The sequence below is a fragment of the Microbacterium lemovicicum genome (assembly GCF_003991875.1).
In the GTDB taxonomy this organism is placed as follows: domain Bacteria; phylum Actinomycetota; class Actinomycetes; order Actinomycetales; family Microbacteriaceae; genus Microbacterium; species Microbacterium lemovicicum.
The window spans coordinates 810308-822832 of sequence record NZ_CP031423.1 but is presented as its reverse complement, the minus strand read 5'-3'; the positions used below and the strand labels follow the sequence as shown (position 1 = coordinate 822832).

At 70.5% G+C, this 12525-nt stretch carries 8 protein-coding genes and 1 pseudogene; 2 read left to right on the top strand and 7 right to left on the bottom strand.

Translation table 11 applies throughout. From position 1 onward, the window contains the following. Window positions 1-42: 42 nt before the first annotated feature. Window positions 43-1001, top strand: a pseudogene (locus tag CVS47_RS03760) (glycosyltransferase). A 102-nt stretch (window positions 1002-1103) separates the two neighbouring features. Then, the gene (locus CVS47_RS03755; protein WP_164734596.1) at window positions 1104-2849 is read left to right on the top strand and encodes a cell wall-binding repeat-containing protein; all 1746 of its coding nucleotides are present in this window, start codon (window positions 1104-1106) and stop codon (window positions 2847-2849) included. Between the two features lie 65 nt (window positions 2850-2914). Here the strand turns inward: CVS47_RS03755 and CVS47_RS03750 are convergent, their stop codons facing one another. From CVS47_RS03750 to rfbA, 7 genes are all read right to left on the bottom strand, one after another. Next, window positions 2915-4939 (bottom strand): acyltransferase family protein, encoded by a 2025-nt coding sequence (locus CVS47_RS03750; RefSeq protein WP_127094888.1) that lies wholly within the window; start codon window positions 4937-4939, stop codon window positions 2915-2917. Window positions 4940-4982: 43 nt separating this feature from the next. Next, a complete protein-coding gene (locus CVS47_RS03745) occupies window positions 4983-5690 on the bottom strand; it encodes an SGNH/GDSL hydrolase family protein (protein WP_127094887.1) in 708 nt (235 codons plus the stop codon). Further along, on the bottom strand, window positions 5687-6823 hold the full coding sequence (glf, locus tag CVS47_RS03740) for a UDP-galactopyranose mutase (protein WP_127094886.1): 1137 nt from the start codon (window positions 6821-6823) through the stop codon (window positions 5687-5689). The genes CVS47_RS03745 and glf overlap by 4 nt, the downstream gene beginning before the upstream one ends. Before the next feature lie 54 nt (window positions 6824-6877). Beyond that, window positions 6878-9001, bottom strand: a complete 2124-nt coding sequence (locus tag CVS47_RS03735) for an acyltransferase family protein (RefSeq protein ID WP_127094885.1) — start codon at window positions 8999-9001, stop codon at window positions 6878-6880. 220 nt (window positions 9002-9221) lie between these two features. Further along, window positions 9222-10631: a sugar nucleotide-binding protein gene (locus tag CVS47_RS03730; RefSeq protein ID WP_127094884.1), complete on the bottom strand. Its 1410-nt coding sequence runs from the start codon at window positions 10629-10631 to the stop codon at window positions 9222-9224. Beyond that, window positions 10631-11629 (bottom strand): dTDP-glucose 4,6-dehydratase, encoded by a 999-nt coding sequence (gene rfbB / locus CVS47_RS03725; RefSeq protein WP_127094883.1) that lies wholly within the window; start codon window positions 11627-11629, stop codon window positions 10631-10633. The genes CVS47_RS03730 and rfbB overlap by 1 nt, the downstream gene beginning before the upstream one ends. Beyond that, window positions 11629-12498: a glucose-1-phosphate thymidylyltransferase RfbA gene (gene rfbA / locus CVS47_RS03720; protein ID WP_127094882.1), complete on the bottom strand. Its 870-nt coding sequence runs from the start codon at window positions 12496-12498 to the stop codon at window positions 11629-11631. The genes rfbB and rfbA overlap by 1 nt, the downstream gene beginning before the upstream one ends. Between the last annotated feature and the right edge of the window lie 27 nt (window positions 12499-12525).

Here is a 12525-nt window from a genome sequence, read left to right as displayed (position 1 = left end):
TAGGATGCTGAGGTTATGCCCCAGCCAGCCGGAAGCCCTGAGATGACGTCTGCGACCGCTTTCGACCCCGCCACGGCGACCATCGCCATCGTCACCTACAACCGGTCCGGGCTGCTGACGAGGCTGCTGGAGAGCATCATCGTGATGGACCCGAAGCCGGGTCACGTCGTCATCGTCGACAACGCCTCCACCGACGACACGACCGAGGTGGTCGAGTCCTTCCGCGAGCGCCTCGGCACCGAGCTCGTCTACCGCCGCCTCGACTCCAACACCGGCGGGTCGGGCGGCTTCAGCGAGGGAATGCGCGTCGCGTACGAGCTGGGCTCGCAGTGGATGTGGCTCATGGACGACGACGTCGAGGTCATCCCCGACGGCCTCGCGAAGATGGGCCGCTGGGCACCGAAATTCAAGAGCATCCAGGGCCGGCGCTACGACTACGACGGCAGCGAGTTCTACTGGCAGTACCGCATCGCCGAGCCGCTCGCGATCCCGATCCCCTTCGCCCCCGCCGGCTTCGACGCGTCGGGGTACAAGCCGATGAACTCCGGATGCTTCGAGGGCATGTTCATCCACCGCGACATCGTCACGCAGATCGGCCTCCCCGATCCGCGGTTCTTCATCTACTGGGACGACCAGATGTACGGCTGGCTCGCCTCCCGCCGGACCGCGTCGGTGATCGTCGACGAGTTCGTGCGCGCCGCACCCGTGAGATCAAGCAGCACGACTTCGGCGTGCGCCACATGAACGCCTCGAGCAACGCGTACCGGTACTACATCATGCGCAATCGCGCGCACATCCAGCGCTACTACCGAGCGCTCGGCGTCTACCGGCCGATCCCCTTCGCCCTCGGCACGGCACTCACCTTCGGCAAGGAGCTCATCCGCCTGCTCCTGGTCGAGCGCACCGTGCGCGGCACCTCGAACCTCTTCCGCGGCCTCCGCGACGGCCGCAAGATCGCGCGCGACCGCTCCTGGCGGCCGATGCCCGCGCTGACCGCCTGACGGCGTTGAGCCGAAGGATCGCAGTGCGACGCGACTGATATATTGGCCGCGTCTGCATCGAGCGGGACCGCGATGCTGCGCTCCCGAAACCAGGGGGTCGTCTTGTCGTTGTTCACCCGTGCCCACATCCGCATCCGTCGATCCACGGCGGTGATCGCCGCCGTGCTGCTCGTCGCCGGGGCGATGACGGCCGGATCGGTCGCGGCACCGGACCGCGCTGAGGCCGTCGGCAGCACGCTCATGCCTGCACGCACAGACGACCTGCCGCCCGGCGGAACCGCTCGGATCTCCGGAAACATGGATGTCACGGCTCTGCTCGCCGCGCACCCCGGGAACCGGAGCTACACGGCCTGGCTCACCAGCGAGGACGGCCAGAAGGTCTACTCGGTGCTCGGCGACGCCATCTTCAGCAAGAGCATCCACTTCGGCTACGCAGGCCTGCCGGCGGGTACGTATCGTGTCGCGGTGGGGACGTCGGGCTTCGACGGACAGAACACCGAGAAGTCACCGCTGACGTCCGTCCAGTTCCTCCGCTTCGGGTCGGGTTCCTCCATCACCCTCGCCGATGGTGAGCAGCAGGTGGGCCTCACGGCGACTGCGCGATCGCTCGACTCGCGGATCTCCGGCACCCTCGGCGCGTCCGGGCTGGCGCCGGGTGCGACATCCGACGTGGCGGGCGCGCGACTCTACGAGCGGGACGGCGCCGAGTGGGTGCGCCTTCCTGGTCTTGCCGCAGACCTCTTCCACGACGACATCGTGCCGTACTCGGTGGCACTGCCTCCCGGCGAGTACACGGTCGGGTACGAGGGTCTCGACCCCATGGCACCGGTCGCAGAGGAGTGGTGGGAGGGTGCAACCACTGTGGAATCCGCGGCACTCGTCAAGGTCGTCGCCGGTCAGCATCGCGAAGGAGTCGCTGGAGGTGTCGTTCCCGTCGGCGCGGCGCCGGCGACCCGCCTGGCGGGTGACGATCGTTTTCAGACATCGGCAGCCGTGTCGGCGGCGACGTTCGCGCCCGGCGTCCCTGTGGCCTACGTGACGAACGGCTGGAAGTTCCCCGACGCGCTCTCGGGAGCCGCTGCTGCCGGCGCTCTCGGCGGCCCCGTCCTCCTGACGGACGGGGAGAGCCTGCCCACCGTCATCGCGGACGAGCTCGCACGTCTCACTCCGGCGAAGATCGTGGTGCTCGGCTCCGAGGCTTCCGTCGGTGCAGGCGTCGTCACCTCCTTGACTCGATACGCCACGACCGTGGAGCGGACGGCCGGCGATGACCGCTTCGAGACCTCTGCCGCGGTGTCCGCCGCGTCCTTCTCGCCGGGCGTGCCGGTCGCGTATTTGGCGAACGGGTGGAAGTTTCCCGACGCGCTCTCGGGAGCGGCTGCCGCGGGTACCCTCGGTGGCCCGGTTCTGCTCACCGACGGATCGAGCCTTTCGAGCAGCGTCTCGGCGGAGCTCACCCGCCTCAAGCCCGCGAAGATCGTCGTCCTCGGCTCCGCTGCTTCGGTGAGCGACAGCGTGCTGTCGACCGCGCGGGCGTACGCCGCGCGCGTCGATCGGCTTGCCGGAGCCGATCGGTTCGCCACCTCCGCGGCGGTCTCGGCGGCGACCTTCGCGCCCGGCGTCCCGGTGGTCTATCTCGCCAACGGGTGGAAGTTCCCCGACGCCCTCTCCGGCGCCCCAGCCGCAGGAAGCGTCGGCGCCCCCGTGCTGCTGACCAGCGGTGACACGATGTCGCAGGACATCACCGATGAACTCGCCAGGCTGAAGCCCGGAAAGATCATCGTCCTCGGCTCCGACGCGTCGGTGACCGACTTCGTACGACTGTTCGCCCGCGCGGCGACGCGTTGACACATCACCCGCCGAGGCGAGCGGGCGACGCGCTGCGCGTCGCCCGCTCCATCATCAGGGCCCGGTCAGAGCGCGCGGTCGAGCGCACCCGCAAGGGTGCGCGCGAATGTGCCGGTCAGGTGGTTGTCGTCGAGGTAGACCGACACGCCGCCGATGACCGGAAGGCACACGCCGTCGGGGCAGAGGTAGTCGGTCAGGTCGATCACGCGCACCCCGTCGCCGGCGAGCGACGCCGCGGGGTTGGTGTCGGCCAGCACGTCGGACGCGGAGAGGGCGCACTCCTCCGCCGGATCGGCTGCCTCCTGCGCGCAGTCGAACATGTTGAAGGAGAACCGGGGGTTGTCGCGCATCACGATGACCTCCGCGCCGGTCTCTCGCATGTCGGCGATCGTCCGCTCGAGCCCGCGGGGCACGTACTCGTCCGCTCCGTCCGCGCGTGAGCGGGTTCCCATCACGGCGACGACGTCGGGCTGAAGGCGCGCGATGTGCGCCATCGCCTCGTCGCGCCACTCATCGCAGCCCTCGATGTTCGCGCCGTACGGCTCGTCCGCGGCGAAGGAGCAGCCGCCCTTGAGGAGCGCGACCACATCGAAGCCGCGGTCGCGCGCGAGCGGGAGCATCGCGCCCGACCACTGCTGGGCATGGGAGTCGCCCACGACGACGAGGGTGCCGCGCCGGTCGCCGTCGGCACGCTGCTCGAGGCAGGACTCGCGCACCACATCGGTCGCCGGGGCGAGCTCACCCGTGCACGCGCCGTCGAGCGCGACCCACTCGTCGCCCAGGGTGGTCGAAAGGGGCAGCGTCGTCTCGTAGTCGCCCCCCACCCCGGATCCGCCTGGCAGGAGGACGACGGCGCCCGGATTGGCGGACGAGCTCTCCAGCGCCGCGGCGCGCACCGTCTCGGAGGTCTGCCAGACGGCGAGCGGCACGGCCACGACGGCTGCGGAGACGGCGAGCGCCAGCATCCTTCGTCTTGTCCGCGCACCGATCCACGCGGACCGCTGGATCGGCCGTTCGACGAGCGCGGTCAGCACGACGGCGGCGAGCAGCGACAGCGCGATGACACCCGCGCCCGACATGAGGCCCGCGCGGGGCTCGCCGCTGACGACGAGCCACGTGATGAGGATCGGCCAGTGCACGAGGTACAGCGCGTACGCGATGCCGCCCAGGCGCAGGAGCGGGCGGCTCGCCAGGAACGCGGCCGGGGCCGCACGCGAAGCGGTCTGCCCCGCGATGATGACCGCGGCGGCGCTCAGCGTGGGCCACAGGGCGAGGGAGCCGGGGAAGCCTCCCTGGACGTCGACCAGCACGCCGCAGAGCACCAGCCCGGCGATGCCGATCCATCCCACGACGACCGCGGCCCACGCGCGGAGCCGGATGCGCGGGGCGACGAGGGCCAGCAGGGAGCCGAGGGCGAACTCCCACAGCCGGGCCGCCGTATCGAAGTAGGCCGACTCCTGCGCCGCGCGCGTGTGGAACACCGAGTACAGGAACGACAGGGTGAAGATGCCCGCGAAGAGCACGAGCAGGGTACGGCGCACGTCCCATCCGCGACGCCGAGCGAGACCGCCCGTCAGCAGCATCGCGACGGGCCACAGCACGAAGACCTGCCCCTGGACCGACAGCGACCAGAAGTGCTGGAGCGGACTCAGAGATGCGGCATCCCGTGCGTAGTAATCGACTGCGGATGCTGCGAGCTCGGCGTTCTGCACGTAGAACAGCGACGACCACGTCTGCGCCCAGACGTCGGTCCATGCCGATGCGGGGTACCAGAGCCAGACCGCGGCGAGCACGGCGACCAGGACGACCGCCGCCGCCGGCAGGAGTCGCGCGAACCGGCGGGACCAGTACTGCCCCAGCTCGAGCGGTGCGCCCGCGACGAGTCGCCGCGCCAGCGAGCCGGTGAGGAAGTACGCGGAGATCATCAGGAAGACGTCGACCCCGCCCGACACACGGTCGAACCAGACGTGGTAGCTCACGACCAGCAGGATCGCCAGCGCACGGAGCCCGTCGATGTCGGCGCGATGCGACGCCGCGGCAGGCTCGGGGAGGGTCGACGCCCGCCGCGAGCCGGTGGTGACCGCCGTCATGCGGTGATCACGCTCCGGTGCGAGGGTGGATCTATCGCGTGCATCACTGCACCCCGCCTTCGAGATGGGCGAGGATTGCCTGTCCGGCACGGGCGTAGCCCTCCGGAGTGGTGTGGACGCCGTCGGTCAGATAGTCCTCCGACCAGCGCCCGTCAGCCGTGCGGGCGCCGGCCCACGGGTCGATGAAGTTCCAGCCCTCGCCGGCGGCGAGCGCCTCCAGCTCGGCGTTGAGATCGTCGGTCGCGCCCGGGCGACCCTCGGACGGTGCGATGGCCAGCACGGTCGCCGCCGGAGCACCGCTCGCGGCGACGATCGCGCGGACGTTGCCGAGGATCGTCTCGGTGTCGATGCCGCGCGACAGGTCGTTCGTGCCGCCCATGACCAGCACGCGGTCGCCGCCGCTGACCGAAGCGGCGGTGATGCCGTCGCGCATGGCGGCGGTGGTCGCGCCGTCCACCGCCCAGCCGCCGGCGATCGGGAAGCGATCCGCCGGCAGCAGCGCCGCCCACGCCGTGCCCGCCGCGAGACCGGCGTCGAGCGTCCCGGTGAAGCCCGTGGTGTTCGAGTCGCCCACGATCACGAGCGAGGTGACGGCGCCGGCGGTCTCGGCAGGGACGGCCGTCACCGTGGGCGCGGGCGGGCTCGTGGCGGCCGTGGACGTCTCTCGGGACTGCGTCGCCGGCGCGCAGGCGGTGAGGATCGCCGCCACGACGGCGGCGATCAGGAGGTGGACGGAACGGCGGGCTCTCACGCCAGCTGGTTGTTCCACATCGACAGCGCCGCCCCGATCGCCATGTGCATGTCGAGGTACTGGTAGGTGCCCAGGCGTCCGCCGAAGTGCACGTCCTTCTCCCCCGCGGCCAGTTCGCGGTAGGCGAGGAGCCCCGCGCGGTCCTCCGGGGTGTTGACCGGGTAGTAGGGCTCGTCCTCGCGCGTGGCGAAGCGGGAGTACTCCCGCATGATGACCGTCTTGTCCGAGGGGTGGCGACCGGCGCGCTCCGGGTGGAAGTGCTTGAACTCGTGGATGCGCGTGTACGGCACGTCGGCGTCGGCGTAGTTCATCACCGGCGTCCCCTGGAAGTCGGCGATGTCGAGCACCTCCTCCTCGAAGTCGAGCGTGCGCCACGACAGCTCGCCCGCGGCGAAGTCGAAGTAGCGGTCCACGGGGCCGGTGTACACGACGGGCACCTGGCCGACGGTCGCCTTCTGGTTCAGGGGCTGGCTCTCGTCGAAGAAGTCGGTCGAGAGGCGCACCTCGATGTTCGGGTGGTCCGCCATCCGCTCGATCCACGCGGTGTAGCCGTCGGTGGGCAGACCCTCCCACGTGTCGTTGAAGTAGCGGTTATCGTAGGTGTAGCGCACCGGGAGACGGCTGATGATCTCGGCGGGCAGCTCGGTGGGGTCGGTCTGCCACTGCTTCGCGGTGTAGTCGCGGATGAACGCCTCGTAGAGGGGGCGCCCGATGAGGGCGATGCCCTTCTCCTCCAGGTTCGCGGCCTGCTTGACGTCGAACTCGCCGGCCTGCTCGAGCACGAGGGCGCGCGCCTCCGCGGGCGAGTGCGCCGACTGGAAGAACTGGTTGATCGTGCCGAGGTTGATCGGCAGCGGGAACACGACGCCGCGGTGGTTCGTGTACACCCGGTGCACGTAGTCGGTGAAGGTCGTGAACCGGTTGACGTACTCCCACACCGTCGAGTTCGAGGTGTGGAAGAGGTGCGCGCCGTAACGGTGCACCTCGATGCCGGTCTGGGGCTCGTTCTCGCTGTACGCGTTGCCGCCGATGTGGTGCCGGCGGTCGATGACGGTGACCTTCCGACCGGATGCCGCGGCCCGCTCTGCGATCGTGAGGCCGAAGAAGCCGGAGCCGACGATGAGGAGATCCATGATGTTCCGCTTCGGGGAGGGGGCGATGTGCGCCGCTCGCGCGACCCTGAAAGCCTACCCGGCCGCCTGCGCGGGGCCTGCGTCCAGGGTGGAGGCGATGACCGGGGCGAGCAGGCGGACGAACTGAAGGTTGAGATGATCCGCGTCGTAGTACACGGGCAGACCGCCCACGGCGGCGTAGCAGAGGGATGCGTCGCAGAAGCGATCGGTGAGGTCGATGAGCCGCACGTCGGGTCGGTCGATCGCCTGCGCGGCGACGACGAGGGGATCGGCCGGCTGCGCCTCGGCGCGCGGCCGCGCGCACGAGACGGGGTCGTCTCCTGCGAGGAGCAGGCAGTCCGGACTGCGCACGACGCCGTTGAGGGGCGGGTCGGCGAGCGCGACGACCTGCGACCCGGCGTCGGCCCAGCGCGTCCAGTCGCGCTCCAGTCCGGCGGCGAACTGATCGATCTCGGGAGAGCCGGAGCCGTCGTCGACGATCTGCTCTCGGGCCGCCATCGAGGTGAAGACGATCTGCGGCCGTTCGGTCGCGATCTCACCGGCGACCTCGCGCGACCACCGCACGCATTGATCGATGTCGGGCTGGCCCCACGGCTCGCGGAAGCCGCGGAACGCCACATCGGCCGCCGGGCATCCCCCGTAGTAGCTCGTCGTGACACGCCAGCCGCGCTCGCGCGCGAGGTCGAACACGGCGCCCTGCCACTGCTGCGCATGGGAGTCCCCCACCAGCCACACGTCGGCCGTGGGCTGTCCTGCACCGAAATCGCACCGCGTGGTGGTCTGCTTGTCGCCGTAGCTGAGGATGTCGAGGAAGCCGCCGCACTCCGGCGGGGTGTAGAAGTACTCGTTCTTGGCCGTCATCTCGACAGAGGCCGGGGCCGCGAACGCGTCGGGGCAGTCCGCGCCGGGCGCGAGGGCATCGGGTCCGACGCACGACCCGGTCGGAAGGGCCGCCGTCGGCACGTCGTCCGCGCCGCGCAGCTGCGAGCCGACGAGGAGCGCCCCCGCACACAGGAGGACCACCAGGATGCCGGCGACCATGCCTCCGACGGCGCGACGGACCGATCCCGACCACCAGCGCCAGCGCTGACCCGGGTCTTCGACGAGGTTCTTCGTCGCCCAGGCGAGCAGCAGCGCCACGGCCAGGATGCCGATCTTCACCGGCGTGCGCAGCTCCATCGAGAGGGCGAAGGGCGCCACGACGATCAGCGGCCAGTGCCACAGGTACAGCGAGTACGAGACGCCGCCCAGCCACTGCACCGGGGCGGCGGCGCTGAGCCGGGTGTGCCACAGCGGGCGCGTGACCGTCCCCGCGATGATGATCGCCGCCGTGCCCAACGCAGGGAGCGCGGCCGCCACCCCGGGGAACGCCGTCTCGTGGTCGTAGAGGAAGACCGACGCGACGACGGCCACGGCACCGGCGAGGCTCAGCGTCTGCGCCCACGGCTTCGAGACGCGCACCAGCGTCGCGCCGAGCGCGATGAGCCCGCCGACCGCGAACTCCCAGGCGCGCGTGAAGGTGATGAAGTAGGCCTGGGCGGGAGTCACGGCGGTGAAGACGACACTGGCCGCGAAGGACAGGACCCCTACGACGGCCAGCGCGGTGAACGCGCGGCGGCGGCGCGGCGAGGCGCCCGACAGCCGGCGGCCGCCCCACAGCACCGCTCCTGCCAGGAGCAGCGGCCAGATGAGGTAGAACTGCTCCTCCACCGAGAGCGACCAGTAGTGCTGCGCCACACTGGCGGAGTCGTTGAGTGCCGAGTAGTTGACCGACATCGCGGAGAGGAACCAGTTCTCGACGTAGCCGGCGCTGGCCGCGATCTCGCCGGCGTTGCGCGCCCAGCGGGTGTAGGGCAGGAACAGGGCGACCAGTGCGGCCGCGACGGTCAGCACGAGGAGGGCAGCCGGCAGCAGCCGTCGGATGCGCCGCGAGTAGAACGCGCCGAGCCGGACGCGGCCCGTGCGCTCGAGCTCGCCCCACAGGTGCCCGGTGATGAGGAAGCCGGAGATCACGAAGAAGACGTCGACGCCGACGTAGCCGCCGGTGAAGACCGTCGGCCACAGGTGGTTCAGCACGACCGCGCCGATGGCGACGGCGCGCAGCGCCTGGATGTCCGTCCGGAAGGGTGCGCGCGGCCGCGCCGCCGCCGGAGGGGCCGCCGTCACGGGGGCGGTCATCGGACCGTCCGCGCGGGGACGCCGCACCGGGGGCGAGGCGGGGTCGAGCACATGGCGGATCTCCGTGAGGCGTGGGGGAAGCCCGGGCGGGTGGAGCGGGAGTGCGCAGCGCACTCCCGCAACCTGGGCCGCGGCGCCGATCAGTCTACGACCGGCCCCTGTGCGCGCCCGAGCGCGCGCCCGCGGGGCGCGCACGGACGCGGGTGGCCGTGCGGGCGCTTCAGACCCGCAGGTACGACTCCAGCGAGGCGGCCGCGTCGGCCGGCGCGAACCCGGTGTCCTCGATCCGGCCGAGGTCGAGCACGCTGTTGGTTGGTCGCGGCGCGACGGGTCCGGTCGCTCCGGCGAAGTACTCCTCGGTCGAGACCCCGGTGACGCGCTCGGCGTCGTGTCCGGTGAGCTCGTACACGCGGCGGGCGATGTCCGCCCAGGTCGTCGGCTCCCCCGCGCCCGTCAGGTTGTACGTGCCGTACGGGGCGTCCACGTCAAGAAGGTGCCGGATGCCGCGGGCGATGTCCTCGGTGAAGGTGAGCCGCCCGGTCTGGTCGTCCACGACCCGCGGGTCGACGCCGCGCTCGGCCAGCGAGGCCATCGTGCGGACGAAGTTCTTTCCCTCGCCGATGACCCAGGAGGTGCGCACGATGTAGTGGCGCGGCACGGTCGCGACGATCGCGTCGCCCGCGGCCTTCGTCTGCCCGTAGACGCCGAGCGGGCACACGGCGTCGTCCTCGCGGTAGGGCCGCTCGAGCGAGCCGTCGAAGACGTAGTCGCTCGACACGTGGACGAGCGTGATGCCGTTGGCGGCGGCGATGCCGGCGAGCGTCGCGAGACCCGACACGTTCGACGCCCAGGCCGCGCGACGACCGTCCGCGGTCTCGGCCGTGTCGACGGCCGTGTAGGCGGCGGCGTTGACGATCGTGCCGTAATCGCGCCAGCGGCGGGAGGCCGCGGCATCCGGATCCGTCAGATCGAGGTCCGCGCGCATGGCGAACTCCACCGCGGGGTCCTCGCCGTAACCGCTGCGCAGGGCCGCGCCCAGCTGCCCGCCCGCCCCGATGACGAGGGTCTTGCGGCGAGGGATCGGCGTGACGTCCGCGAGCCGCGGGTGCGCGAGGTCCTTCGGCGAGATCTCGACGTCGGAGAGCGGGATCGGCCAGGCGATGGCGGCCGTCTCGTCGGCGAGGTTGAGGAAGGAGTACGCCGCGTCGGGCGACCAGTGGTCGTTGACGAGGTAGGTGTAGGCGGTGTCGGGAGCCAGCGTCTGGTACGAGTTGCCCACGCCGCGCGGCACGAAGATCGCGCGCGACGGGTCGAGCTCGGTGGTGAACACCGCGCCGAAGCTCGGCCCCTCGCGCAGGTCGACCCAGGCGCCGAAGATGCGCCCGGTGGCCACGGAGACCCACTTGTCCCAGGGCTCGGCGTGGATGCCGCGGGTCGTGCCCGCGGCGTCGTTGAACGAGATGTTGTTCTGCACCGGACCGAAGTCGGGGAGCCCCAGCGCGGTCATCTTCTCGCGCTGCCAGTTCTCCTTGAACCAGCCGCGGGAGTCGCCGTGGACGGGGAGCTCGAAGACCACCAGGCCCGGGATCGTCGTCTCGACGACCGACAGCTGCTTGCCGAACTCGGCCATCACTGGCCCTTGCTGGCGTAGAAGGCCTCGACGCCGTCCTTGGCGGGCGCCCACCAGGCCTCGTTGTCGCGGTACCACTGGATCGTGGCGGCCAGGCCCGACTCGAAGTCGCCGAAGGAGGGCGTCCAGCCGAGGTCGGAGCGCAGCTTCGTCGAGTCGATCGCGTAACGCAGGTCGTGGCCGGCGCGGTCGGTGACGTGGTCGTAGGCGTCGCGCGGCTCGCCCATGATCTCGAGGATCATCTCGACGACGTCCTTGTTGTTCTTCTCGCCGTCGGCGCCGATGAGGTAGGTCTCGCCGATCTCGCCGCGGTCGAGGATGGTCAGCACGGCCGACGAGTGGTCGTCGGCGTGGATCCAGTCGCGCACGTTCTCGCCCTTCCCGTAGAGCTTGGGACGGATGCCGCGGATGACGTTCGTGATCTGACGCGGAATGAACTTCTCTACGTGCTGGTACGGGCCGTAGTTGTTCGAGCAGTTCGAGATCGTCGCCCGCACACCGAACGAGCGCACCCAGGCGCGCACGAGCAGGTCGCTGCCGGCTTTGGTCGAGGAGTACGGCGAGGACGGGTTGTAGGGGGTGTCCTCGGTGAACCGCTGCGGGTCGTCGAGCTCCAGGTCGCCGTAGACCTCGTCGGTCGAGATGTGGTGGAACCGGCGGTCGAGGCGGCGCGCGGCCTCCAGCAGCGTGTACGTGCCGATGATGTTGGTGTCCAGGAAGGGCCGGGGGTCGTGCAGCGAGTTGTCGTTGTGCGACTCGGCCGCGTAGTGCACGACGGCATCGACCTCGGCGAAGAGGCCGTCGACGAGCTCGGCGTCGGCGATGTCGCCCTCGACGAGCCGCACGCGGTCCTCCGGGAGCCCTGCCAGCGACGCGCGGTTGCCGGCATAGGTGAGCTTGTCGAGCACCGTCACGCGGTGGTCGGTGTGCGCCACGACGTGGTGCACGAAGTTGGAGCCGATGAAGCCGGCGCCGCCGGTCACGAGCAGATCGGCCATCAGCGTCCTCTTTCCAGGATCTCGAGCAGGTAGGTGCCGTACCCCGACTTCACCAGCGTGCTCGCGCGCTCGCGCAGCGAGTCGTCGTCGAGGAAGCCCTGTCGCCAGGCCACTTCCTCCGGCACGCCGATGCGCAGGCCCGTCCGGCGCTCCATGGTGCGCACGTAGTCGCCGGCATCCGTCATCTGGTCGAACGTCCCGGTGTCGAGCCATGCCGTTCCGCGCGGGAGCACCTCGACCTGGAGCTTGCCGCGCTCGAGGTACGCGCGGTTGACGTCGGTGATCTCGTACTCGCCGCGCGGCGAGGGCTCGAGGTCGCGCGCGATCTGCACCACGTCGTTGTCGTAGAAGTACAGCCCGGGAACGGCGTAGTTGCTCTTCGGCGTGGCCGGCTTCTCCTCGAGCGACACGGCGCGGCCGTCGGGATCGAACTCCACGACACCGTAGGCGGAGGGCTCGCTGACCCAGTAGGCGAAGACGGCTCCCCCGTCGACGTCGGCGTAGCGCTTGAGCTGCGTGCCGAGTCCAGGGCCATAGAGGAGGTTGTCTCCGAGCACGAGCGCGACCTTGTCGTCGCCGATGAAATCGGCGCCGATGGTGAAGGCCTGCGCGAGCCCATCGGGCGAAGGCTGCTGCGCGAAGGTGAGGGACACCCCGAACTGCGACCCGTCCCCCAGGAGGCGCTCGAAGAACGGCGCGTCGTGGGGCGTGGTGATGATGAGGATGTCCCGGATGCCGGCGAGCATCAGCGTCGACAGCGGGTAGTACACCATCGGCTTGTCGTACACGGGAATGAGCTGCTTCGAGACGCCGAGCGTGATCGGATGCAGACGCGTGCCGGAACCGCCGGCCAGGATGATGCCCTTCACCTGTCAATCGTGGCATAGACCGGCCTC

What these genes read in the sequence shown, in the direction of transcription:
- CVS47_RS03750 (WP_127094888.1), bottom strand. Translation starts at nt 4,939, where the DNA reads ATGACGGCGGTCACCACCGGCTCGCGGCGGGCGTCGACCCTCCCCGAG.
- glf (WP_127094886.1), bottom strand. Translation starts at nt 6,823, where the DNA reads ATGGATCTCCTCATCGTCGGCTCCGGCTTCTTCGGCCTCACGATCGCA.
- CVS47_RS03735 (WP_127094885.1), bottom strand. Translation starts at nt 9,001, where the DNA reads ATGACCGCCCCCGTGACGGCGGCCCCTCCGGCGGCGGCGCGGCCGCGC.
- CVS47_RS03730 (WP_127094884.1), bottom strand. Translation starts at nt 10,631, where the DNA reads ATGGCCGAGTTCGGCAAGCAGCTGTCGGTCGTCGAGACGACGATCCCG.
- rfbB (WP_127094883.1), bottom strand. Translation starts at nt 11,629, where the DNA reads ATGGCCGATCTGCTCGTGACCGGCGGCGCCGGCTTCATCGGCTCCAAC.